This window comes from Glaciimonas sp. PAMC28666, from assembly GCF_016917355.1.
In the GTDB taxonomy this organism is placed as follows: Bacteria; Pseudomonadota; Gammaproteobacteria; order Burkholderiales; family Burkholderiaceae_D; genus Glaciimonas.
This window is the reverse complement of the sequence record NZ_CP070304.1, coordinates 767,178-791,627: the sequence shown is the minus strand read 5'-3', so window position 1 is coordinate 791,627 and position 24,450 is coordinate 767,178. Positions and strand designations below refer to the sequence as shown.

The following is a 24,450-nucleotide window of genomic DNA, read 5'->3' as shown; positions in this document are numbered from 1 at the left end:
TAGTGTGCCAGTGCAACGATGGCGAGGCACAACGGGGCGCTAATGCAATAGCGCCGCTTGCTGAACTAACCAGCGTGCATCGAATCAGCGTCGTGCTTAGCGCAATGATATCTTGCGAGCATGAAATCTGGGGGCGAGCGTCTTGGTAAGTAAAAAAACTATCGTTCAGCAAAAACCGGCGTTACGTTTACTGCATCTACCAATGAGCTAACCACTAACATTTCAACAATCTGAAACGTGTGATTTTCTCATCAGACTTATCCTATTCATCCGAACATACTGTCCAACATCCGTGCGCGTTATCCGATGACAACTACGGTGCGACCTTGACTCGCGCAGGGCTGATGCGTACACATTTTTCCATCAAATTTGCAAATTGGCGAGGCTGGTGGAGACGCCCCTGTGTAGAATGGTCTTTTTATTCTTACACCAACAGCGGTTTGTAACCACTGTGAAACAATTATATATTCAAAATGAAGGACTTAGCGAGATTTTCTGGCGTAAGGGCTGAGGGCCGCCGAGATGGGCGAACTCAGGGCAAGTCACAGGTGCGGACCCCAGCCGCCACCAAGCACAAAACTGTTCTTCTAGGCAAGATGCAAGAGACAGCCAAATTAACCAAATTACCTAGGGTAACCAAAGTCGCAGAAGTTGCCGCACCCCCGGAAGTCGCTCCTCAAGTGCAATTAATCACTATTACGGACGAAGAAGCAGGGCAGAGAATTGATAATTTTTTATTACGCATTTGCAAAGGCGTGCCAAAAAGTCATATCTATCGCGTATTGCGTTCGGGCGAGGTCCGGGTTAATAAAGGCCGCATAGATCAAACGTATCGATTACTCGACGGCGATATTCTCAGAGTGCCGCCGATTCGGATTGCCGAAAGAGCAGAAAAGACAGCGCCAGGTGCCGAGTTCAAGATTTTGTTAGAAGATAGTCATCTGCTCGTTATTGACAAGCCCGCAGGCGTTGCCGTGCACGGTGGTTCCGGTGTCAGCTATGGTGTGATTGAGCAATTGCGGGCTTCGCGGCCGGATGCGAAGTTTTTGGAACTGGTGCATCGTCTGGATCGCGATACTTCGGGCGTTCTATTGTTGGCAAAAAAGCGTTCTGCATTAACTAATCTGCATGAACAAATGCGCGATGGCGATACGGATAAGCGTTATCTGGTGCTGGTTCACGGGGACTGGAAAAATGCGCGTCAGCATGTAAAGTTGCCATTGCATAAATATACCGCGGCGGATGGTGAGCGTCGGGTACGGGTCCAGGAAGGTGGCCAGGCCTCGCACACAGTATTTAGTCTGATCCGCAGATACGGCGATTTCGCTTTGCTTGAAGCCGAATTAAAGACCGGGCGCACGCATCAGATTAGGGTGCACCTTGCGGCTAGCGGCTTTGCGATCGCGGGAGATGATAAATACGGGGATTTTTCGTTAAATCGCGCTTTGCAAAAGGCTGATGGGGAAAGAGTTGCCTTTAAACGCATGTTTTTGCATGCCTATCAAATTACCTTCACGCATCCCGAGAGTGGTAAACCGGTGACGTTGAAAGCCGCGCTGCCGCCTGAATGCGAGCGGTTTCTAAAAAGCTTGCCTCAAACAAATACGGCAGCAGAAGCCGCGGACGATTAAAATAGGGTTATGGGCTAAAGGGCGGCTTAGGTTGTCCTCGTTCATGACTGAATTTTTTTTGAAATTATAAGGAGCTGGCAAGTTACTGTCAGAATTATGGCGCGGAAAAGTTTTGATTTAATCGTATTTGATTGGGACGGTACCCTGATGGACAGTACCGCGACAATCGTGAGGTGTATTCAGTCCGCAGCAAAAGATCTTGGTCTGCCGATCCCTGATCGAAAGGTCGCCTCGCATGTCATTGGCCTTGGATTATCGGAAGCAATACGCATGGCGATGCCGGGTCTGGAGTCGCATGTATATCCACGTGTGGTGGAGCGCTACCGACATCATTACCTGGCGCAGGACGAGGATTTAATTTTATTTGTTGGCGTTCGCGAGATGTTGGCAGATCTTTCGCAGCAAGGTTATTTCCTGGCGGTGGCGACCGGGAAAAGTCGTGTGGGGCTGAATCGGGCACTGCATTCGTCTAATTTGCTTTCTGTATTCGATGCTACGCGCTGTGCCGATGAGACTTTTTCTAAACCTCATCCAGCGATGTTGCATGAACTGACGCGAGAATTGGGTCAAGATCTTAAGCGCACTGTCATGATCGGTGACACTACGCATGATCTACAAATGGCGATCAACGCTGGTGCGGCCGCCATTGCGGTTGACTATGGTGCGCACCCGGCGAGTGAACTAATAGCGTTACATCCGATCTTTACCGCTAGCTCGGTGATCGCTTTACATACTTGGCTAAATGACAACGCTTGAGGTGAGGTTGCTCCAGCCTGAGTCAATATGACGTCTACCTTGATCCCTATCTGCTCGTCTGCCGACCTGCTGGAGCGCGGCATGGGGGTGCGTTTTGCCGTTAAAGTAAACGGTCAGGATATGACCGCCTTTGTGGTGCGGTATGAAAATAAAGTGCATGGCTATCTGAACCGGTGTGCGCACGTTCCAATCGAACTGGATTGGAATGAGGGTGATTTTTTTGAGTCCAGTGGCCTCTATTTGATGTGCGCTACGCATGGCGCGGTCTATACGCCTGATCAGGGTAAGTGCGTTGGCGGCCCTTGTCGTGGTGCGAGTCTGCGCAAGCTGGCAGTGGAAGAAAATGAGAATCAGGTATTCTGGCGACCGGATGACTATGTTCATGCACCTGAAATATAAGGCGCGGTGAGCAGGTTGAAGGACCTCAAGCGAGTGGCAGAGTGGCAGAGTGGCAGAGTGCATGATAAGTGTACGAACGCACCTGGAGTGGAATAGTAGTCAATAAGTGGGTCCAGGCGCAGCTTCATTTGCCCGGTGATCTAAAACCGAAATGCGTACTAACAATTTGCAAAACCGATATTGAGAATATGGAAAATCCAAAAAAAGAAGGTTGGGAACGTGATTTGCTGGAAAAACTGGCGACAGGCTCGTTGCGCGAACAACGTGCACGCCGACGTTGGGGCATTTTCTTTAAGCTGGCGACGTTATGTCTGATTGGTTTTGGGATTTGGTATGCGACCCATTATGAGAGCGCTGACACCACGACCGTGGGTCGGCATACGGCGCTGGTGAAGTTGAACGGCGTCATCGATGCTGACGGTAGCGGGTCCGCCAATGTGCTGATTCCAGCGCTCGATAACGCGTTCGCAGCGACGGATTCGGTGGGGGTGATATTGCGAATAAATAGTCCCGGTGGTAGTCCGGTTCAGGCAGGTATTATCAATGACGAGATCGGTCGCCTGCGCAAGGAATATCCGAAGAAGCCACTCTATGTCGTGGTCGACGAAATGTGCGCTTCGGGTGGTTATTACATCGCTGCAGCAGCGGATAAAATCTATGTCAACAAGGCCAGTATTGTCGGCTCAATTGGCGTCCTGATGGATGGATTTGGTTTTACCGGATTGATGGAAAAATTAGGCATTGAACGGCGCTTGCTGACGGCAGGCGAAAATAAGGGATTTCTTGATCCGTTTAGTCCGATGAGCGAAACCCAAAAAGGCTATGCAAAAGAAATGCTGGGTGAAATTCATCAGCAATTTATTGACGTGGTTCGCAAGGGTCGAGGTTCACGTCTCAAAGAAACGCCAGAAACATTCTCCGGTTTATTTTGGACGGGGAGTAAGGCGATTGATATGGGATTGGCAGACGGGTATGGCACGGTTGAAAGTGTCTCACGCGATATATTGAAGGCTGAAGACGTCGTTGATTACACCAAGAGCGAAGGGTTACCTGAGCGCGTACTGAAAAAATTTGGCGTGTCGGTTGGCGAGGGAGTTGTTGGATCTATACTCAGTTCGCAGAAACCTGTATTACGTTAATATTATATAAATGTTTGTTTAATTCTAATTAATTTATTGCGTTAATGTTTTGGAAATGATTTGGGCAGTCAGGACGACTTCGGAATAAGTCGTCTTGTACTTTGATAATTTTGTCGTATAGTGAAGTCACATTCAGCAGAATTATTTGAGGAGGCGAATATAGAGATCACGCTATCGTTAGCCATTCAACAGTAATCCACCGGTATTGAATTGACGAATCTGGAGCAATACACCCCTTGCGCTAGAGTGACGATTAAATGCTGGACACCACTGCATTAAATGCGGCCCCGAGAAGTTTTCGACTTCTCAAGAATACGTCTCTCGAGACATGCAAATTCGGCGACAGCGCAATACTGTCGCCGTTTTGCGTTTTTGTGCGCGCGTCGACTTCTTCAGGGAAATATGCTGATTACTTACGGGTCGAATTACTCGCCGAGTATCAAAAACACTGTTGGCTTTTTATGAAAGTCAGGGCCTTTGTTCGCGCCGAGCGCGGCCTTCCAGCGAGCCGCTGTTTGCGTCTTGATGGTCTCCGTCGACAAAGTTAGATCCGTCGCCACGCTAATCAGTGTATTCGATTGACAGTGCGCACTCAGTGCTTCAAGTAACGCAGCGTTACGGTAGGGCGTTTCGATAAAAAGCTGTGTTTGATTTTCCTGTCGGGAGCGCAGGTCGAGGGCCTTTATACGTTTGGTCCGCTGGTCAACGTTGATCGGTAGGTAACCATTAAATGCAAAACTTTGACCATTCAAACCGCTACTCATTACTGCCAATAGTATGGATGACGGACCAACCAGCGGTCTGACCTGAATGCCATGTGCATGCGCCAACCGCACCAGATTTGCACCGGGATCGGCTACAGCAGGAACGCCGGCTTCAGAAACCAGGCCAGCGTCGCGGCCGTCCAACAAGGGCTTCAGCAAGTCGGGCAGCGCGGTGGCAGGGGTGTTGACGTTTAATTCTGCAATTGTAATATTTTGCAGCGTTTGCGTAAGAGGATGGGAAGCGTTGATTAACTTCAAAAATGCGCGCGCTGTTTTAGCGTTTTCGGCAACGAAATATTCCAGCCTGGCAGTGATGCGCTGGACGTCTTCCGGGATAACGGATGCCAATGGATTCCCGTGTTCGCCTTCGGTTTGCCCGAGGGTGTTGGGTATCAAATACAAGATGCCTGCCATGCTAACTAACCTTTGTTTTTATAGTGTAATGATCGCGCAGCCGCCGCGAAATGCGAAGATTTTCGCGTCGCCTTCACTTCGCAAAAAAAGAGACTCCAGCGCGGCGCAACATGCCTGTCAACGCAATTAATGGCAACCCGGTCAACGCTGTAGGATCGGTGCTCTCGATTTTTTCCAGAATTGTAATGCCAAGTCCCTCATTTTTTGCACTTCCGGCGCAATCGTACGGTTGTTCAATGCGCAAATAAGCGTCCAGCTCTTCGTCAGGCAAATCGCGAAAAGTGACAAAAGTCTGAATGTTTTCGAGTTGGACTATTTTTTCAGGTTGAATTGAGCGCCCGTCCCAGACGCACAACGCGGTGTGGAATATCACCCGCCGACCGCGCATTTTTTGCAACTGTAAAAGGGCCGTTTCATGATTTCCAGGCTTGCCGATTTGCTCGCCATCCAGCGTGGCTATTTGATCTGAGGCAATAATCAGAGCGCCTGGCACCATCAAAGCGACAGCCAGGGCTTTTTCTCTTGCCAGTCGCACAACGGTAATTTCTGGTGTTTCGCGAAAGCGGGGCGTCTCGTCGATATTAGGAGAAACCACCTCGAACGGGAGGTTTAAACGTGACAACAATTCCTTGCGATACACGGAGCCAGAGCCGAGAATAATCCGAGGCGACGTTCTGGTATTCGATACGGGACTGCGCTGTTTAGGTGTTAAGTGCGGTTCGGAAGAGGGCATAGGGCAAGAAAGAAAGCATCCAGCGAGAGTAGACGGCGGAAGTTTGACGTTTTTTTGTTTGAGTGATGAACAAAAGCGCGCTAACACTTTGACTAATAAGGGGAAAGGCTGTTATTATCGCAGGTTTTCAGGGTTCCGCTTGGCCTATGAGTGCTTTTGTTATCGACGCGTTTGAGTTTTCCCGCCTGAAAGAACGTCGTGAAGGTGCGATCCCGGTTACAGACCTGGTACGACTGGTAGAAGAATTAGCTGACTCCTCAGGGACTTTAAAATGGGTGCTGGCTGGCGATTCAAACCATGCTGCCCATCCTCAATTGTCGTTAACTGTCACCGGCTCATTACAAATAACTTGTCAACGTTGTTTAGCCCCTTTTGCGTTTGATGTCGACTCGGAATCTGTGTTGATTTTGGCAAAAGATGAAGCAAACGCGGACGAGATTGACGCATTGCTAGACGATGATCAGGTTGACGTAATTATCGGCTCCAAGGCGCTCGATATTATTCAGTTGGTCGAAGACGAGGCTTTACTGGCGATGCCGCTATCACCTAAACATTCAGTTTGTCCCGATACGTCGGTACTCGAAGCGTTAAAAAGTGGTAAAAAAGACTCTCCTTTTGCAATGTTAAAGAATTTAAAGTAGTAATAAGGTTGTAGATGTTGTTGTACCAGATTGCGGTAACGTTGTTGCGCTAAGTGTCGCGGTTGTGATGTTGTTCAGTACCGAACGTGACGAAGTGTGGCATGAAGTGTAGCAATGAGTAAGGGATTCCGCGCCCAAACGCGGCAGGAATTTCTGGATTTTCTGTGTAGACAATTCAGATATGTTAAAATTTTAGATCTTAGATTCAGGAGTTATCATGGCTGTTCAGCAAAATAAGAAGACCCCATCCAAGCGCGGCATGCACCGTGCCCACGATTTTTTGGTAGCGCCTCCTTTGGCGATTGAGCCAACGACAGGTGAAACACACCTGCGTCACCATATCAGCCCAAACGGTTTTTACCGTGGCCGTAAGGTTCTGAAGACAAAGAACGACGAGTAATTTTTTGTTGTCTTAAGTAAAAAAGCGGCATCATTGAGCTTCTCAATGATGCCGCTTTTCTTTTGTAATTAAAAATTGTGAGCGGTGATTTTGAAGCTAGCCAAATCTGCCCCATAATGTTGGTTGGAAACGGCACTGAATCAAAATAATGACAATTAAAATCTCTATTGACTGTATGGGTGGCGATCACGGTCCATCTGTAACGGTGCCTGCAGCTATTGCATTTGCCAAACGCGAACCAGAGGCTGAGTTAGTGCTGGTCGGCCTCGAGGAGCCAATCCGGGCCGAACTAAAAAAGCACAAAGCGGAGTTGCACCCTCGCCTGTCAGTGGTGCATGCGGAGGAAGTGATTACGATGGACGACTCTGTCGAGACGGCATTGCGTCGTAAAAAGAAGTCTTCCATGCGCATTGCGCTTGAATTGGTGAAGGACGAAAAGGTGCGCGCTTGCGTTTCGGCAGGAAACACTGGAGCGCTGATGGCGGTCTCACGTTATCTGCTGAAAACGATCCCTGGCGTTGATCGTCCTGCGATCTGTACCATCCTCCCCAATCAAAAGGACGGCCCAACTTACATGCTCGACCTAGGCGCAAACGTTGATTGCGAACCCCAGCATTTGCATCAATTTGCGTTAATGGGCTCTGCGCTGGTATCCGCCATGGAAGGTAAGGCCAAGCCGACTGTCGGTTTGCTGAACGTCGGTGAAGAAGATATCAAAGGCAACGAAATGGTCAAGCAAACTGCAGAATTACTGCGGGCTGACCACGAAAAAGGTCTGATCAATTTCTATGGCAACGTCGAGGGCAATGATATTTTTGAGGGAACTACCGATATCGTGGTGTGTGACGGTTTCGTCGGTAACGTCACTCTCAAGGCCTCGGAGGGACTTGGACGGTTGGTAAAAAGTGTGCTGACGACAGAATTTAAAAGCAGTATTCTTAACATGATCGGTGCATTGATCGCGCGTAGCGCTATTAAGGCAATTTCGCGGCGACTGAACCCATCGCGATACAACGGTGCAAGTTTGCTCGGATTGCGCGGATTGGTGTTTAAAAGTCACGGTAGTGCTGACGTGTATGGCTATGAGTGGGCCATTCAGCGTGCGTTCGATGCAGCCAAGTATGATGTTCTTTCACGCATTACCACGACCATTGCAGCGTTGATGCCACAACCTGAAGCAGTTTCGGCAGCGGTCGAGATGCATACAGGTGCTGGTATCAATATTGAGCCACCCAAACAGAAAACAGCATGACTATTTATAGCAAAATTGTGGGTACCGGTAGTTATTTACCGCCGAACCGTGTGACCAATCAAGACCTTGCAGTGCAACTGGCCGAAAAAGGCATCGAAACCTCGGACGAATGGATATTTTCGCGCAGCGGAATTTCAGCACGGCACTACGCTGAGCCAGATGTGCAGTCTAGCGATCTGGCTGTGGCGGCCGCAAAGCACGCTCTGGACATGGCGGGTATGGTGGCGAACGACATCGACCTGATTATTGTCGCCACCTCGACCCCCGATCATTTCGGCAGCTTTCCAAGTACTGCCTGCGTGGTGCAGCAAAAATTGGGCATCACTACGGGTGGCGCTGCATTTGATGTGCAAGCTGTATGTAGCGGCTTTGTGTACGGTGTTTCCATCGCTGATGCATTTATTAAGGCCGGTACGCATAAGAACGTGTTGGTTATTGGAACCGAAGTGTTTTCCCGTATTTTGAATTTTGAAGATCGTACTACTTGCGTACTGTTCGGCGATGGCGCGGGTGCGATCGTCATGACAGCATCGCAGGAGCCCGGCGTGCTGGCCACCAAACTTCATGCTGATGGTCGCTACGGTCATATTTTATGCGTTCCGGGCAGTGTCACGAATGGCGCGGTCGAGGGGAGCGCCTTTCTTTACATGGATGGCCCGGCGGTGTTCAAGCTCGCGGTATCGGTGTTGGAAAAAGTGGCTAATGAAGCGCTGCAGATCGCAGGAATCTCATCATCTGAGATCGATTGGTTGATCCCTCATCAAGCGAACATTCGCATCATGCAAAGTACCGCCCGTAAATTGGGTCTTCCGCCAGAACGCATGGTGGTCACCGTGGATCAGCATGGCAACACCTCCGCGGCATCCATTCCGCTGGCACTTGATAAAGCCGTGCGAGATGGCCGCGTGAAGCCCGGCCAAAATGTATTGATGGAGGCTGTTGGTGGTGGCTTTTCATGGGGTGCGATCGTGGCCAGAATGTAAAGCCATTGCAAACCGTGACTCCTGTGCGCTTTCCATCGCATAGGTTGAATCACATCTGATAGTGTCTTATGAAAATGCGGGTCCATTTTCAGCTGTATTGCTTATTGCGCTGAATTGAATCCTATCGACTTCATTAATTTAACAGCATCGTAAAAAGTATGATTAAATTTGCATTCGTTTTTCCGGGCCAGGGCTCGCAGGCTGTTGGTATGTTGAATGGCTTTTCTGATAATAAAATTGTGCGTGATACTGTCGCTGAAGCGTCAGAGGCGCTGCAATTTGATCTTGCCAGGCTCATTGCCGAAGGACCCAAGGAAGATTTGGATCTGACGACCAATACACAGCCTGTGATGCTCACTGCGGCCGTCGCCTTTTATCGCGCCTGGTTAGATGCTGGCGGGAGCGTGCCCTCAATCGTCGCAGGACATAGCCTGGGTGAATATTCTGCGCTGGTTGCGGCCAGGGTTATCAAATTTAAGGATGCTGTGCCGCTGGTGCGTTTTCGCGCACTGGCAATGCAGCAGGCGGTCCCGGTTGGGCAAGGTGGAATGGCTGCAATCCTGGGGCTTTCAGACGATGACGTACGTGCGGTTTGTGCCGAAGCTGCGCAGGGTGAAGTGGTTGAGGCCGTTAACTACAATGCGCCCGCTCAAGTGGTGATAGCGGGCCACAAGGCTGCGGTTGAGCGTGCCTGTGAAGCGGCAAAAGCAAAAGGCGCCAAACGGGCGTTGTCGTTGCCGGTTTCTGCACCATTTCACTCTTCGTTATTGGTGCCGGCGTCAAATCGCCTGCGCGAATATATGGAAGGTCTGACTTTCGATATTCCGCAGATTACTTTAATAAATAACGTCGACGTTGCTACACCTTCGGACGCTGCATCGATCAAGGATGCTTTGGTGCGGCAGGCCGCCAGTCCGGTGCGTTGGGTAGAAACGGTCAAAAAAATGGGTGCCAGCGGCATGACGCATGTGATTGAGTGCGGACCGGGTAAAGTGCTCTCCGGCTTAACCAGGCGAATTAATGGAGAGCTGGTCGGAGATGCCATATTCGATCAGGCATCTTTGGACAAAGTTCTGACATTGCTGAAGTAAGTGCGAATACGAGCACCTGCATTTAGGGGGCATTTCAATTAAAAATATAGCTAATCAGGTTGTCTTGAAAATAAATTCCTGAAAAATTATCTAAACACCCATAATAAATATGCATAATTCGGATACACAAGATTTGGAAGGCCAGGTGGCGCTCGTCACCGGTGCTTCACGCGGTATTGGTCGCGCCATTGCCTTGGAGCTGGCGCGCCGTGGTGCTAAAGTTATCGGTACAGCTACCTCTGAGGCCGGTGCAGAGGGTATCACCGCCTATCTAAACGCCGAGCAGTTGAATGGCGGCAAAGGGGTTATTCTTAATGTGAATGATGCAGCTGGTTGCTCGGCCGTGGTCGAACTGGTCCAAAAGGAATTCGGTACTCTTTCCATTTTGGTTAACAATGCCGGTATTACGTATGACCAGTTGGCGATGCGGATGAAGGATGAAGAGTGGGATTCAGTGATCTCTACCAATCTGACCGCAGTGGCGCGCTTGTCGCGGGCTGTATTGCGTGGAATGATGAAGGCCAAACAAGGACGCATCATCAACATCACATCAGTGGTCGGTTCTACGGGTAACCCAGGGCAAATGAATTATGCTGCCGCTAAAGCGGGTGTCACCGGAATGAGTAAGGCTCTGGCACGTGAGATCGGAAGCCGCAACATTACGGTAAATTGTGTTGCGCCCGGTTTTATCGATACGGACATGACTAAATCGCTGAGTGAGCAGCAAACTGCGAGCCTGTTACAGCAAATTCCTCTTGGTCGGCTCGGTGCTGCAGAGGATATTGCAGCAGCGGTCTGTTTCCTGGCGTCGCGTCAGGCTGGCTATATTACAGGAACGACTTTACATGTTAATGGCGGCATGTATTGCAATTAAGAAATTTGTCCTAATCTGAGGCTGGGTTAGGGCGCTGGTCCGGACTGACCGCTGAGTGCCGAGCGGACATTTTTTCGGTGAGTTCCTGGTCTGTGTAGTGAAGTATGTAGTGAATATTTAAGTGCTTTTGGCAGAAGTTGGCTATTTATTAATCGCTGATGCTAAAAGTAAATTTTCTTCGCGCAAATCTGCTAAAATGCGCGCACTTTCTGTAACCTAATAACTGGAGGCATCACATGTCTGATATCGAACAACGTGTAAAGAAAATCGTCGCAGAACAACTGGGCGTCGCAGAAGCTGACATCAAAATTGAATCGTCATTTGTTGATGATCTTGGTGCAGATTCACTGGACACCGTAGAATTGGTAATGGCATTGGAAGACGAATTCGCCATGGAAATTCCTGACGAACAAGCTGAAAAAATTACGACTGTGCAACAGGCTATTGACTACGCCAAGGCGCATGTTAAAGCGGCTTAAGCCAGATTCGAACGCATCCAGGAGAATTGTTTGACTCGCTCACGTGAACGTCGTGTTGTGATAACTGGCCTGGGTTGCATTTCACCGGTCGGCAACACTGTTGCCGATGCATGGAATGCAGTCATATCAGGGAAATCCGGTATTGCAACCATCACCAAGTTTGATGCTTCTGCTTTTTCCACGCATTTTGCAGGGGAAGTAAAAGGATTTAATGTCGAAGATTACATGGCCGCGAAAGATGCGCGGCACATGGACACCTTTATCCATTATGGGATGGCAGCAGGAATCCAGGCAATGCAGGACAGCGGTCTGGAAGTTACTGATGAAAACGCTGACCGTATCGGTGTCATCATTGGCTCCGGTATAGGCGGCTTGCCCCTGATTGAAGAGACCCATGTGGAGTTGACCAATCGCGGTCCGCGCCGTATCAGTCCTTTTTTCATCCCTGCTTCGATCATTAATATGATTTCAGGCAATCTGTCGATTAAATACGGTCTGAAAGGACCGAACCTGGCGATAGCGACTGCTTGCACGACTGGATTACATTGTATCGGCCAGGCCGGACGCATGATCCAGTACGGCGATGCCGATGTCATGATTGCTGGTGGTTCCGAAGCCAGCATTTCGCCGCTAGGTTTGGGCGGTTTTGCTTCAGCCCGGGCGCTCTCATCCCGTAATGACGATCCCGAAACTGCATCGCGTCCCTGGGACAAGGATCGTGACGGATTTGTTTTGGGTGAGGGTGCAGGTGTGTTGGTACTGGAAGAGCGCGAGCATGCAATTGCCCGTGGCGCGACAATTTATGCGGAACTGCTCGGCTTTGGCATGAGTGCGGATGCATATCACATGACCGCACCCAATCTCGATGGTCCACGTCGATGTGTGGGCTCAGCTCTCAAGGATGCTGGCATAAACGGTGATCAGGTCCAGTATTTGAACGCGCATGGTACATCGACGCCCCTGGGTGATCAAAATGAAACCAACGCGATTAAAGCTGTATTTGGCGATCATGCCTATAAGTTAGTTGTCAATTCGACCAAGTCGATGACAGGTCATTTGTTAGGTGGCGCAGGCGGACTTGAATCAGTATTTACAATATTGGCGTTGCATCATCAGGTATCTCCGCCGACTATCAATATTTTCAATCAGGATCCGGAATGTGATCTTGATTATTGCGCGAATACAGCGCGTGATATGAAAATTGATATTGCCGTAAAAAATTCGTTTGGATTTGGCGGGACTAACGGTACGTTAGTTTTTGGTAAGGCCTGAGCTTGGTATTAATCCAGTCGGGCGTCAGTTGACGCTCGACTGAGTTGCGTAATGAATATTCTTCCATCCGGCGAGACGCCACCACCTCCTCGTATGTCAATTGCAATTTCGGCGCTGGTGCTGCCATCCAGAGTTTTGTTCGCTTTGGCTTCCATCGTATCAATTGCCGGGGCGCTGATTAGTGTCTTGGTCGGTTTGGGCTTTATTGGTCGTCTTCCGCCGATATCCGGCGCGATATTCGGGTTTTTTGGCCTTTCGATCAGCCTGATTGGTTGGTTGCGTTATCAACAAGCAGCGCGGCCACTGCGCCTAAATATATCGAGTGCAGGTCAGATTAGTATTCGAGAGCTATTGCCCGATGCAATGGGCGGCAGTTTTAAAGCGCCGGTTTTAGCGCAATTGCTAAGCGGCTCGACGCTGTGGGCGCATTGTTTACTATTGCGTTTTCAACTGAATAACGGCCAGACTAAGTCGGTCGTTATACTACCTGATTGTGTCCCTGAAAATATTTTCAGGAGCACCTCCGTAGCATGTCGTTGGATTGCATCTCGCGGACATGCAAACGGTCAAAAGAAAGTATGATATGAACAACCATCGGGTTGAACTTATTGGAGTGCAATTGGTCCATGTTTCGGTCATGCGCGCGTGTTGCGAAAGCAAAAGGAACGGCGATTGACGACAGAACGCGAAATTGATCAACTGCTTGTTGAACGCGTGCAACGCGGCGACAAAAAGGCGTTCGAGCTATTGGTTATTAAATACCAACGGAAGCTGATGCGCCTGGTGTCGCGGCTTGTTCGCGATCAAGCTGAAGCTGAGGATGTTGTACAAGAAGCTTTTATTAAAGCTTATCGTGCGCTCCCTCAGTTTAGGGGTGACTCTGCGTTTTATACTTGGTTATATAGAATCGGTATCAACACTGCTAAAAACTATTTGGTGACGCAAGGACGCAGGGCGCCGACCTCAACTGAATCAAATTCTGAAGATGCAGAAACTTTTGACGACGGCGAGCAACTAAGGGATATAAACACCCCTGAATCGCTGTTGGCAACCAAACAAATAGCGCAGACGGTGAATGTCGCAATGGAGGCTCTCCCAGATGAGCTGCGGACCGCCATTACGTTGCGTGAAATTGAGGGGTTGAGTTATGACGAAATTGCCGAAGCAATGGGGTGCCCGATAGGGACGGTACGTAGCAGAATATTTAGAGCAAGAGAAGCTATCGCAGAAAAGTTGAGGCCGTTATTAGGTACGGCCATCGACAAACGTTGGTAAAAGCGAAATAGCAATTTTCGGGAACGAAGGGGTTGGCCAGGTTTTAACTAGGTGACTTATGAATACCAAAGAAATACCCCAAGAGCAGATATCTGCCTTGGCTGATGGTGAGTTATCTAATGCTTATGTAGATATGGCATTAGCGGCTTTGCGTCAAAACGAGGGTCGTGCGACATGGGATGCTTATCATCAGATCGGTGATATCTTGCGCTCGGACGACATGGCTTTTTCGTTGAGTCAGGATTTTACTGCTCGCATGCTCGATCGGCTAAACGCTGAGCCTGCAATGATCGCTGCGCCACTAGCGGTCTTGCCGATTGCAGAGGGACACATTGCAATAAGCGGTGGGTCTGCTGCAATCGGCACCCGCACTTTGAGGCGTTTTGCGCTGCCAAGCATGGCAGCGGCAGCAGCAGTCGCGGCGGTGGCATTTATCTCCGTTCCGCATATGATGAATGGCAATAATCAGTCGACTAATCCGGCGATGCTTTCCGCGGTACAACTGACACTGGCGTCTGCATCAAACATTAACGTAGGTTATGGATCTCAGGGCGTTGCAGCGTTACCTGCCGGCTCAGAGGTTTTACGCGACCCTCGAATTGACGAGTATTTGTCCGCCCACCAGCGGTTTTCTCCTTCACTTTACAACACTGCGCAATACGCTCGCTCAGCTACATTCGCCATTGATGCTGACAACTAATATGCGGCAGACTAAGTTTCTGCTTCGGTCTTTCATTATTTTGTCGACTTTAGTTGCTCTTTCCGCACGTGCGGAGGGAGTTTCGACAGAAAAACTTGCGGACAACCATGAAACACAGACTCTTCTGAAAAGAATTCAGTCTGCGGCGCAAAAGCTTAATTATTCAGGTACGTTTGTCTACCAACAAGCAAATCAGATGCGTACCTCGCGCATCACGCATATGTTGGAAGGGCGCAATGAAATAGAAAAGCTTGAAGTGCTGGACGGCAAGCCGCGTGAGTATATTCGCCACAATGAAGACGTCACGTGTTACATGCCTGAAACCAAGACGTTATTGATCGAGAAGCGTGTAACGCAAGATGTGTTTCCTGCGATTCTTGCATCTATACCCAGCGATTTAACTGAATATTACAACGTGAAGCTTGGCGAAATCGGAAGAGTAGCCGGGCATGAGTGTCAGGCTGTTCTACTTGAGCCTAAAGATAAAATGCGGTACGGGTATAAATTGTGGGCGGAGAAAAATACCGGCTTGTTAATGCGGGCACAGACGCTAAATAGTAAGAACGAAATTGTCGAACAGATTTCGTTTACGGAAATTGTCATAGGTAATGCCGTCCGGGGCCGCATTAAGTCGAGTTTCGGTAATACGAGTAGCTGGCACGTCGAGCATTCTGCCGTAAGTCCGACTAATCTGGACGATTGGGCCGTCTCCGGGATGCCGCCCGGATTCAAAAAAGTACGGGAATTAAAACGTGTTGTTGTGGATGCGCCCGTGCCTGTGTCCGGGCCCGCTCTGACCGCGGCGGCCTCACCGAACAAGCGTGAAGTGTCGCAAATTGTTTTTTCCGATGGGTTGGCTGCGATATCAGTGTTCATTGAACCGGGCAGTCAAAGTCGCACGGAAGGCTCAATGCAGCAGGGAGCTTTGAATATTGTTGGAAAACGTCAAGGTGATTTTTGGCTGACGATTGTAGGTGAAGTTCCTGCCGCCGCAATCCGCCAGGTTGCCAATTCGATTGAACTCAAAAATAAATAAGACCTACACACTATGAAAATGGCCCATACAGCTCGTCATGTTTTTTCGGCACTTTTGTTGGGCGCGACTGTCTCCTTTGTCGCCCCGGTCCTCCTGGGCGCGCTGCCTTCTGCTGTCGCTGCGCCGATGACTGGCCTGCCTGACTTTACAGAAATCGTTGAAAAGGCTGGGCCGGCGGTCGTGAACATCCGCACTACCGAAAAAGTCAAAGCTGATGCGGCCACCGGTCAGCCCAATGATGATGAAATGCAAGAATTTCTACGGAAATTTTTTGGGGTTCCTCCGAATGGTGCTGGCAAGCAGCCTCCATTGGTTCCTAAGGGTCGCAAACCTGGTAGCAAGTCGCCGTCGGAAGAAGTGCCACGCGGCGTTGGCTCCGGTTTCATTATTTCTGCTGACGGCTACATCATGACGAATGCGCATGTGGTTGATGGCGCCAGCGAAGTATATGTAAAGCTAACTGATAAGCGCGAATTTAAAGCGAAAGTGATCGGTGCTGATAGCCGCACGGATGTGGCACTGCTAAAAATAGAAGGCTCGAACCTGCCACGCCTGACCATCGGTGACTCCGACAAGATCAAAGCAGGTGAGTGGGTATTGGCGATCGGATCGCCTTTCGATCTCGAAAATACGGTCACGTCCGGCATCATTTCGGCTAAAGCGCGTGACACTGGCGACTATTTACCGCTGATTCAAACCGATGTCGCCGTGAACCCAGGTAATTCTGGCGGACCGCTGATCAATATGCGAGGCGAAGTTGTCGGCATTAATTCGCAGATTTACAGCCGTTCAGGCGGCTTCATGGGTATCTCCTTTGCTGTGCCTATCGATGAAGCGATGCGGGTTTCCGATCAACTTAAAACCTCCGGAAAAGTCACACGGGGTCGGATCGGGGTTCAGATTGGAGAGGTCACCAAAGAGGTGGCAGAGTCGCTGGGCTTGCCGAAGGCACAAGGAGCGCAAGTTGAACGTGTTGAAACCGATGGCCCCGCCGCCAAGGCCGGAGTTCAGGCGGGCGACATCATTCTTAAATTTAACGGTGCGGTGATTGAAAAAGCCAATGATCTGCCGCGAATTGTCGGCAATATCAAACCGGGTACCAAAGGCGTTCTTACGGTTTGGCGCAAAGGTGCGAGTCGGGATATCACTTTAACCATTACAGAAATGAAAGCGGATAAAGTAGACAAAGCCGACGATGCCGATAGCGCAGATGCCGCGAAGCCAGCACCGGTAGCCAATGCGCTAGGATTGGTTGTGAGTGATTTAAGTGCTGATAAAAAGAAAGAACTTCAGGTTGATTCTGGTGTACTGGTTGATGGGGTTGAAGGAAGCGCAGCCCGCGTTGGACTGCAGGTGGGTGATGTGATCCAGCGTCTGAACAATACGGATGTGAAGGACGCGAAGCAATTCAACGCCCTGGTCTCCAAACTGGAATCGAAAAAAATGGCCGTAGTGTTGGTCCGCCGTGGTGAGTCGTCGCAGTTTGTTCCGTTGCGACCAAGCAACTAACGGTATTGAAAAGGCGGCGCGAATTTGCTTCGGGTGTGCATAATTCACCTAAATGATGAAAGCTGCAGACCTCAGGGTTTGCAGCTTTTTTTACGAGACTTTGCGTCTGTCCGTTGGTCTTGATTGCACGACTTCAACGATAGCTGGCGCATACGTAGAGGCGACTTTGTAGAATTTTTTTTGGGGTTATGAGTGGCGACGATTACATTTACGCTAGTTGGTCGTTCTTATTGTCATTTATGCGATGACATGTTGCAGGCTTTGCACAAGCTGTGCGCTGATGAAACAGTGGTCGCGGCCAACGGGCAATGCACAGTAGAGCAGATTGACGTCGACGACGATCCAGAGCTAGTGGCGTTATACGATGAATTGGTTCCCGTTCTTATCGGCAACAAAGAGGGGCAATATCCGGTGCAACTATGTCACTACTTTCTGGATCATGAGACGGTCAGCGCCTTTTTAAGGACATCCAGGGCCTGATTGCATCTTTCATCACGATCGTTTTCACCACTACGGGCTTCGAACTTTAAGACGTCGGCCAAAGAATGATTAGAAATCGAGCGAATTGGTCATTTTTTGTTTGTCTGGCCGGGGGACAGAAAATTTTTTAAAGAGAAAGAAATGACCTGTTTTTCCCCGATCCATTCGGAAAAACTGACCACCAGAATAGGCGGGTGTTGCATTTGTCAGTCTTTAAACCCTGAAATCCGGTAAAATGGCGCCAATTGAATAACCTGCCATAAAAGGTGCTCGCCTGGGCGACAAATGCCCGGTTCTGAGCGCCTTTTTTGTAAACGCATTGCCTCGACGACATTAATGAACAACATTCGTAATTTTTCCATCATCGCTCACATTGATCACGGTAAATCTACCCTGGCAGACCGCATTATCCAATTTTGCGGAGGATTGTCGGATCGTGAGATGGGCGCGCAAGTACTTGATTCAATGGATATTGAGCGCGAGCGCGGTATTACCATCAAAGCGCAAACGGCGGCCTTGTCATACAAAGCACTTGATGGACAAATTTACAATTTGAACCTCATTGATACACCGGGGCACGTGGATTTTAGCTACGAGGTAAGCCGCTCCCTATCTGCTTGCGAGGGCGCGCTGCTGGTGGTAGATGCGTCGCAGGGAGTCGAAGCGCAAACGGTTGCCAATTGTTACACTGCGCTGGATCTCGGACTGGAAGTCGTGCCGGTTCTCAACAAAATCGACCTGCCGTCCGCTGACCCTGACAATGCCAAAGCTGAAATTGAGGATGTGATTGGCATCGATGCATCGGATGCGGTGCAATGCTCAGCCAAAACTGGCCTCGGCGTGCGCGAGATTCTGGAAACGATTATCGTCAAGGTGCCAGCACCAAAGGGTAATACCGATGCGCCTCTGCAGGCACTGATCGTCGATTCCTGGTTTGATAACTATGTCGGCGTGGTGATGTTGGTGCGGATTGTGAACGGTACGTTGCGCCCTAAAGACAAGATCCAGCTGATGGCTGCCGGCTCGCAACATCTGACTGAAAGCATTGGCGTCTTCACCCCGAAAATGCAAGTTCGCGAAACCCTGTCTGCAGGGCAGGTGGGCTTTATCATCGCAGGAATTAAAGAGCTCAAAGCGGCCAAGGTTGGCGATACGGTGACATTGGCGAGTAATCCTGCCACCGAAGCATTGCCCGGCTTCAAAGAAGTGCAGCCTCAGGTGTTCGCCGGGTTATTTCCTGTTGAGTCGAACCAATATGACGCGTTACGCGACTCGTTGGAAAAGTTAAAACTGAATGACGCCGCGCTTCAATACGAGCCGGAAGTGTCACAAGCGCTAGGCTTTGGTTTCCGTTGCGGCTTTCTGGGCTTGCTGCATATGGAAATCGTTCAAGAGCGACTTGAGCGCGAGTTCGACATGGATTTGATCACCACCGCGCCGACCGTGATCTACGAAGTTGTGCTGCGGGATGGTTCAATTCTGATGGTCGATAATCCATCGAAAATGCCGGAACCAAGCAAAATCGAAGAAGTTCGGGAACCGATTGTCACGGTCAATTTATACATGCCGCAAGAATATGTCGGGTCGGTCATCACCCTCTGTACTCTGAAGCGAGGAATGCAAAAAGACATGCACTATCATGGAAAACAGGTAAAGCTGATCTATGAAATGCCAATGGCCGAAATTGTGCTCGATTTTTTTGATCGACTGAAATCCACTTCGCGCGGTTATGCGTCAATGGATTATGAATTTAAGGAATATCGCTCGGCTGATGTCGTTAAAGTGGACATGCTGATTAACAGCGAAAAAGTCGATGCTTTAGCGATTATCGTGCATCGATCCAATAGTAATCACCGTGGGCGTGCCGTTGCCGCCAAGATGCGTGAACTGATTCCTCGACAAATGTTTGATGTCGCGATTCAGGCCGCAATTGGTGTGAATATTATTTCACGTGAGAACGTTAAGGCGCTGCGTAAAAATGTTTTGGCAAAGTGTTACGGTGGCGATATCAGTCGTAAGCGCAAATTGTTAGAGAAACAAAAAGCAGGTAAGAAACGCATGAAGCAGGTCGGCTCGGTGGAAATCCCACAAGAGGCGTTCCTTGCAATTTTACAAGTGGATGACAAATGACATTGCAATCAATTTTAGGAAATTTCGCGTTAATTCTGTTTGTGCTGATGGTTGTGACAGGAATTATCTGGTTCTTGGACCGATTTTATTTACGTGCCCAGCGTCGCGCTAAAGCCGATGCGGCATTGGCAGCGTTTGATGCCCGGAACGTGAAGTTGCGTGCTGAGGGTATCAAGCTGGAGAGCAGTGGTCGCGCTGAATTGGAGGCCAACCTGCTGCGCCAACCAACTTGGGTAGAGTACTCAGGTAGCTTTTTCCCTGTCATAGCGATGGTATTCTTCCTGCGTTCGTTTCTTTATGAACCGTTTAAAATTCCATCCAGCTCAATGGTGCCGACCTTGCTGGTAGGTGATTTGATTCTTGTGAATAAATTTACCTACGGTATTCGTTTACCGATCCTGAACAAAAAAATCATCGACGTCAGCACGCCTCAGCGGGGCGATGTGATGGTGTTCAAGTATCCCAAGGATCTGTCGCTTGATTACATCAAACGCGTGGTTGGCGTTCCTGGTGATAAAATAGTGTATAGAAACAAGCGCTTAAGCATTAATGGCGTGGCGCTGACCTATACGGCGCTGCCGGATTATCTCAATGAAGATAGTTTGAACTATTCGAAGCAATATAACGAAAATCTGTCGAAGGTCGATCATAAGATCGCGGTTGTAGAGCAAGCCCCGCCCATCAATTTAAGTGGCGTTCAGGATTTTCCGTTTAAGGAAAACTGCTCTTATAATCAAGAAGGCTTCGCGTGTACCGTCCCTCCAGGTCAGTATTTCATGATGGGTGACAATCGCGATAATAGTGAAGATAGTCGCTATTGGGGTTTTGTTCCCGATGAAAATATTGTCGGTAAGGCATTTTTAGTATGGATGAACTTAGGTAATCTGAAACGTGTCGGTACATTTTTTGATTAATCTTTAGTGAAATAATGCTTCGGGAGCAATGAATGACAAAAAATCCTGGTAAATCGTGTCATCGGCAACGGGGCATCACGCTGGTTGGCTTAATTGTTTGGTTAGCGATTCTTGGATTTCTTGTAGTCATCGGTGGAAAAGTCGTTCCCACGGCGATCGAATATAGGTCCATTAAAAACGCCATTGTCAGCGTTAAGGCAAAAGGCGGTACGGTGCAGGAAATGCGTACCGCATTTGACCGTCAAGCCGAAGTCGGCTACATCGAGACACTTCACGGTAAAGATCTGGACATTACAAAAAATGGCGAGGATATTGATATTAGCTTCGCTTACCAAAAAATAATCCCGCTGGTTACACCGGTCAGCTTGTTGATTGACTATTCTGGAACAACTGCCAGAACATCTGGCAAAAAAACCATCGATTGATGGTGTAGATTGTAGAAAAAATGGACGTGATGTTATTGCAAAATAGGCTAGGCCACACCTTCAAGGATGCTACGTTGCTGCAGCAGGCCTTGACGCATCGCAGCCACAGCACCTTGCATAACGAGCGACTGGAGTTTCTAGGTGATTCGATATTAAATTGTGTGGTCGCATCACTATTGTTCGATCGTTATAGCAAGATCGATGAGGGCGATTTGTCGCGAGTGCGCGCCAATTTGGTTAAACAGCAATCGCTATATGAAATTGCGCAGCGCCTTGAATTGTCTCAATTTTTGCGCTTGGGTGAGGGAGAATTGAAATCGGGTGGCTTTCGCCGTCCCTCCATTCTCGCCGATACGCTAGAGGCCCTGTTTGGTGCGATTTTCCTGGATGCCGGTTTCGATGTTGCACGCGATGCAATTCGTGCGTTATATATTCCGATTCTGGACACCGTTGATCCCAAGACCCTGGGAAAAGACGCTAAAACGCTCCTGCAAGAGTACTTGCAGGGCAAAAAAATTGCATTGCCCCAATACAACGTGGTTGCGACGCATGGCGCGGCACACAATCAGGAGTTCGAAATTGAATGCCTCGTTCCGAAATTAGAGATTCAGGTATTCGGTACCGGGGGAAGTCGCCGTGCCGGAGAGCAGGCGGCAGCTAAACTAGCTTTGGAAGCAGTACAACAAGCGTTTATAAAAACGCCGGGTGCAACGCGCAAAAGCAAGCCAAGAACCTCGCAATTAAAACTTGCAGGTATTGCCACGATTCAGCCTGACGCTCCCGCCAAGGAAGTGACACAATCAAAGCTGGCGTCAGCGAAAGATAGCAGTAAAAGTGAAGCTCCAAAGCACGCTCATAAGCCGATTCCTGCTAACAGTGCGGCAAGTACCGCAAGCGTTGTCTTGCGCGACGAAATTCCGATGACATTGAAGGCGCAGGCAACGCCATCCGGACCAGCATCAACGCCGGAGGCGGTCGGGACCGCCGTAGCAGCAGCAACGACAGCAACGACATCAACGACAGCACCAACGACACCTGTAGCCGCAAAAATTACCGTTGCTGCGCGTCGTTAAACGTTTTAAAAATTGCACTAAATACCTTATCACTTACCGCGAGTAAATCGACAACCGCATGACAGAATCCGTATCCCAGGCACCCGCAACCGATTTTCGTTGTGGCTATATCGCTATAGTAGGTCGTCCCAACGTCGGTAAATCGACGTTGATGAACGAACTTATCGGTGCCAAAGTCAGTATCACTTCGCGCAAAGCGCAAACGACCAGACATCGTATTACCGGCATCCAGACTTTGCCCGATACTCAGTTTGTTTATGTCGACACGCCGGGGTTTCAGACTCGTCATTCAAATGCATTAAACAAGACGTTAAATCGCACTGTCACCACGACACTGACGGCATCGGATGTCATTTTGTTCGTGATTGAGGCGGGCACTTTCGGGCCAGCAGACCAGCAAGTTCTAGAATTGCTTCCAGCAGAAGTGCCTTGCATATTGGTGATCAATAAATCCGATCGCGTCAAGGATAAGGCAGTGTTGTTGCCATTTGCCCAAAAAATTGCCGCGTTACGCGATTTCGCTGCTGTTGTGCCTGTTTCCGCAAAGTTGCGGTTTCAGTTAGAAAACTTGCAAGCAGAAACACGCAAATATCTGCCGCTCAATCCACCCGTATTTGGTGAGGATGACATTACTGATCGTAGCGAAAAATTCCTGGCTGCGGAAATCGTGCGAGAGAAGTTATTCCGTTTTGTCGGCGATGAATTGCCTTATACCAGTACCGTTCTGATCGAGAAATTCGAAGTTGAAGGGAATTTACGGCGGGTATTCGCCGCGATTTTGGTCGAACGCAATACGCATAAATCGATGGTCATCGGTCAGAAGGGCGCACGTCTGAAGGATATATCGACCCAATCTCGCCTGGATATGGAACGCCTTTTTGGCGGTCCGGTGTATCTGGAAATTTGGGTAAAAGTAAAATCCGGCTGGGCCGATAACGAAGCCGGATTGCGCGCCTACGGTTACGAGTAAGACCTCGTATGAGCGCCATCATTGTTGACGCGGTTCTAAGCGCGGTTGCTGTACAAGCGGCGCAACAGCAACCCACGATGGCGCCTGCACTTCCTGCACTTCCTGCACTTCCAACGGATACAGAGGTCGATTCCGTTGACCTGGCATCCCGTGCAGCATCTGTATTACTTTCAAACTCACCTGTGGCACCGTCAAATTCCGGATCGGGTTCTTCACCCGATTTGCGACCTGACCCCTATTCAGAACCTTTGGATGTAGCGGCTACCGAAGTAGCGGCTACCGAAGTAGCGGCTACCGCAACCGCAACGCTGGAACATTCAACGCTCGCCGCTGGCGTAAAGTCGTCTAAAACGGCTGTCACAAAACGTGTCCCTCGGCCTGCAGCGGAATCACGGATTGCCGGACAACCTGGCTTCGTTCTCCACAGTTATCCACACCGCGAAACCAGCCTCATTCTGGATGTATTTACGCGCGATTACGGCCGGATAGCGCTAGTTGCCAAAGGTGCCAAGCGCCCCCTCTCCAAGCTTCGGGGTGTATTGCAGACGTTTCAACCCCTATCGCTCAGTTGGAGCGGCAAATCGGAAATCCGCACATTGACCGCCGCCGAGTGGGTAGGCGGCATGTTGCCGTTGGAAAAATCTGCGTTATTGTGTGGTTTTTATCTTAACGAACTGCTAGTTAAGCTATTAGCACGAGACGACGCCCATCCGGTTTTGTTTAATCACTATGTGGTGACGTTAAACAAATTAGCGCATCAAGAGCCAGCGCCTATCGTACTACGGCAGTTCGAGCGCGCGTTATTGAAAGAAACCGGCGTGTCCGGCGACTTTACAGTTTGTACCGGAACGCGGCAGCGGGTCGAACCGGATCTCTTATACGTGGTCGATCCAGAGCGTGGACCAAGAGTGGCGCGCGTTTCAGATAGCTGGCCATCGGTTAGCGGCAAAACATTGCTCGATATGGCACGCGAAGATTACAGCGATAGCAACACGCAATCGCAGAGTAAAGTTCTCATGCGGTTTTTACTCGCCTATCATCTGGGTGGAGCACCTTTGAATACGCGCCAGATCTTGATTGATTTAATGCAATTGTAAGGCCAAATTTCCA

26 protein-coding genes are annotated in these 24,450 nt (G+C 49.5%); 24 read left to right on the top strand and 2 right to left on the bottom strand.

Features of this window, described 5'->3' with window-relative positions; all coding sequences use genetic code 11:
* Nucleotides 1-548 precede the first annotated feature (548 nt).
* The 4 genes from JQN73_RS03535 to JQN73_RS03520 all read left to right on the top strand — a co-directional run bounded on the left by JQN73_RS03535 (nt 549) and on the right by JQN73_RS03520 (nt 3,925).
* Entirely contained in the window at nt 549-1,631 is a 1,083-nt protein-coding gene (locus tag JQN73_RS03535; protein ID WP_370551302.1) for an RluA family pseudouridine synthase, read from the top strand.
* Between the two features lie 96 nt (nt 1,632-1,727).
* On the top strand, nt 1,728-2,387 hold the full coding sequence (locus JQN73_RS03530) for an HAD-IA family hydrolase (RefSeq protein WP_205321786.1): 660 nt from the start codon (nt 1,728-1,730) through the stop codon (nt 2,385-2,387).
* A gap of 27 nt (nt 2,388-2,414) precedes the next feature.
* Complete coding sequence (locus JQN73_RS03525; RefSeq protein WP_205321785.1) at nt 2,415-2,786, top strand: Rieske (2Fe-2S) protein; 372 nt, start codon at nt 2,415-2,417, stop codon at nt 2,784-2,786.
* 188 nt (nt 2,787-2,974) lie between these two features.
* Complete coding sequence (locus JQN73_RS03520; RefSeq protein ID WP_205321784.1) at nt 2,975-3,925, top strand: S49 family peptidase; 951 nt, start codon at nt 2,975-2,977, stop codon at nt 3,923-3,925.
* A gap of 425 nt (nt 3,926-4,350) precedes the next feature.
* On the opposite strand, the gene JQN73_RS03515 is transcribed toward JQN73_RS03520, so the two are convergent.
* Together JQN73_RS03515 and JQN73_RS03510 are read right to left on the bottom strand one after the other, a co-directional pair.
* Nucleotides 4,351-5,103: an SAM-dependent methyltransferase gene (locus JQN73_RS03515; RefSeq protein ID WP_205321783.1), complete on the bottom strand. Its 753-nt coding sequence runs from the start codon at nt 5,101-5,103 to the stop codon at nt 4,351-4,353.
* Nucleotides 5,104-5,176: 73 nt separating this feature from the next.
* Nucleotides 5,177-5,836, bottom strand: coding sequence for a Maf-like protein (locus tag JQN73_RS03510; protein ID WP_205321782.1), 660 nt, complete (start codon nt 5,834-5,836; stop codon nt 5,177-5,179).
* A gap of 146 nt (nt 5,837-5,982) precedes the next feature.
* Here JQN73_RS03510 and JQN73_RS03505 point away from each other — a divergent pair, with 146 nt between their 5' ends.
* The 20 genes from JQN73_RS03505 (at nt 5,983) to recO (ending at nt 24,437) form a co-directional block, all read left to right on the top strand.
* Nucleotides 5,983-6,477, top strand: a complete 495-nt coding sequence (locus tag JQN73_RS03505) for a DUF177 domain-containing protein (RefSeq protein ID WP_205321781.1) — start codon at nt 5,983-5,985, stop codon at nt 6,475-6,477.
* 217 nt (nt 6,478-6,694) lie between these two features.
* Nucleotides 6,695-6,877: a 50S ribosomal protein L32 gene (rpmF, locus tag JQN73_RS03500; RefSeq protein ID WP_014006864.1), complete on the top strand. Its 183-nt coding sequence runs from the start codon at nt 6,695-6,697 to the stop codon at nt 6,875-6,877.
* Nucleotides 6,878-7,025: 148 nt separating this feature from the next.
* Nucleotides 7,026-8,129 carry a phosphate acyltransferase PlsX gene (gene plsX, locus JQN73_RS03495; RefSeq protein WP_205321780.1) on the top strand — a complete coding sequence of 368 codons (1,104 nt, stop codon included), beginning with the start codon at nt 7,026-7,028 and terminating at the stop codon, nt 8,127-8,129.
* A complete protein-coding gene (locus JQN73_RS03490; protein WP_205321779.1) occupies nt 8,126-9,112 on the top strand; it encodes a beta-ketoacyl-ACP synthase III in 987 nt (328 codons plus the stop codon). Before plsX ends, JQN73_RS03490 begins: the two co-directional genes overlap by 4 nt.
* 158 nt (nt 9,113-9,270) lie before the next feature.
* Nucleotides 9,271-10,203 (top strand): ACP S-malonyltransferase, encoded by a 933-nt coding sequence (gene fabD / locus JQN73_RS03485; protein WP_205321778.1) that lies wholly within the window; start codon nt 9,271-9,273, stop codon nt 10,201-10,203.
* 109 nt (nt 10,204-10,312) lie between these two features.
* Nucleotides 10,313-11,077, top strand: a complete 765-nt coding sequence (fabG, locus tag JQN73_RS03480) for a 3-oxoacyl-ACP reductase FabG (protein ID WP_205321777.1) — start codon at nt 10,313-10,315, stop codon at nt 11,075-11,077.
* Between the two features lie 236 nt (nt 11,078-11,313).
* A complete protein-coding gene (gene acpP / locus JQN73_RS03475) occupies nt 11,314-11,556 on the top strand; it encodes an acyl carrier protein (RefSeq protein ID WP_205321776.1) in 243 nt (80 codons plus the stop codon).
* A gap of 30 nt (nt 11,557-11,586) precedes the next feature.
* Nucleotides 11,587-12,828: a beta-ketoacyl-ACP synthase II gene (gene fabF, locus JQN73_RS03470; protein WP_205321775.1), complete on the top strand. Its 1,242-nt coding sequence runs from the start codon at nt 11,587-11,589 to the stop codon at nt 12,826-12,828.
* Nucleotides 12,829-12,879: 51 nt separating this feature from the next.
* Complete coding sequence (locus JQN73_RS03465; protein WP_205321774.1) at nt 12,880-13,410, top strand: hypothetical protein; 531 nt, start codon at nt 12,880-12,882, stop codon at nt 13,408-13,410.
* 90 nt (nt 13,411-13,500) lie between these two features.
* Nucleotides 13,501-14,103 (top strand): RNA polymerase sigma factor RpoE, encoded by a 603-nt coding sequence (gene rpoE, locus JQN73_RS03460; protein ID WP_205321773.1) that lies wholly within the window; start codon nt 13,501-13,503, stop codon nt 14,101-14,103.
* Between the two features lie 58 nt (nt 14,104-14,161).
* Complete coding sequence (locus tag JQN73_RS03455; RefSeq protein WP_205321772.1) at nt 14,162-14,803, top strand: sigma-E factor negative regulatory protein; 642 nt, start codon at nt 14,162-14,164, stop codon at nt 14,801-14,803.
* A 1-nt stretch (nt 14,804) separates the two neighbouring features.
* The gene (locus JQN73_RS03450) at nt 14,805-15,839 is read left to right on the top strand and encodes a MucB/RseB C-terminal domain-containing protein (RefSeq protein ID WP_205321771.1); all 1,035 of its coding nucleotides are present in this window, start codon (nt 14,805-14,807) and stop codon (nt 15,837-15,839) included.
* A 12-nt stretch (nt 15,840-15,851) separates the two neighbouring features.
* Nucleotides 15,852-17,348, top strand: coding sequence for a DegQ family serine endoprotease (locus tag JQN73_RS03445; protein ID WP_370551300.1), 1,497 nt, complete (start codon nt 15,852-15,854; stop codon nt 17,346-17,348).
* 192 nt (nt 17,349-17,540) lie between these two features.
* Nucleotides 17,541-17,828, top strand: a complete 288-nt coding sequence (locus tag JQN73_RS03440) for a glutaredoxin family protein (protein ID WP_205321770.1) — start codon at nt 17,541-17,543, stop codon at nt 17,826-17,828.
* Nucleotides 17,829-18,164: 336 nt separating this feature from the next.
* The gene (lepA, locus tag JQN73_RS03435; RefSeq protein WP_205321769.1) at nt 18,165-19,958 is read left to right on the top strand and encodes a translation elongation factor 4; all 1,794 of its coding nucleotides are present in this window, start codon (nt 18,165-18,167) and stop codon (nt 19,956-19,958) included.
* A complete protein-coding gene (gene lepB / locus JQN73_RS03430) occupies nt 19,955-20,872 on the top strand; it encodes a signal peptidase I (protein WP_205321768.1) in 918 nt (305 codons plus the stop codon). The genes lepA and lepB overlap by 4 nt, the downstream gene beginning before the upstream one ends.
* A 32-nt stretch (nt 20,873-20,904) precedes the next feature.
* On the top strand, nt 20,905-21,297 hold the full coding sequence (locus tag JQN73_RS03425) for a DUF4845 domain-containing protein (RefSeq protein ID WP_205321767.1): 393 nt from the start codon (nt 20,905-20,907) through the stop codon (nt 21,295-21,297).
* Between the two features lie 20 nt (nt 21,298-21,317).
* On the top strand, nt 21,318-22,370 hold the full coding sequence (rnc, locus tag JQN73_RS03420) for a ribonuclease III (protein ID WP_205321766.1): 1,053 nt from the start codon (nt 21,318-21,320) through the stop codon (nt 22,368-22,370).
* Nucleotides 22,371-22,428: 58 nt separating this feature from the next.
* Nucleotides 22,429-23,340, top strand: a complete 912-nt coding sequence (era, locus tag JQN73_RS03415; protein ID WP_205321765.1) for a GTPase Era — start codon at nt 22,429-22,431, stop codon at nt 23,338-23,340.
* Between the two features lie 77 nt (nt 23,341-23,417).
* Nucleotides 23,418-24,437, top strand: a complete 1,020-nt coding sequence (gene recO, locus JQN73_RS03410) for a DNA repair protein RecO (RefSeq protein WP_370551347.1) — start codon at nt 23,418-23,420, stop codon at nt 24,435-24,437.
* Nucleotides 24,438-24,450: the final 13 nt, after the last annotated feature.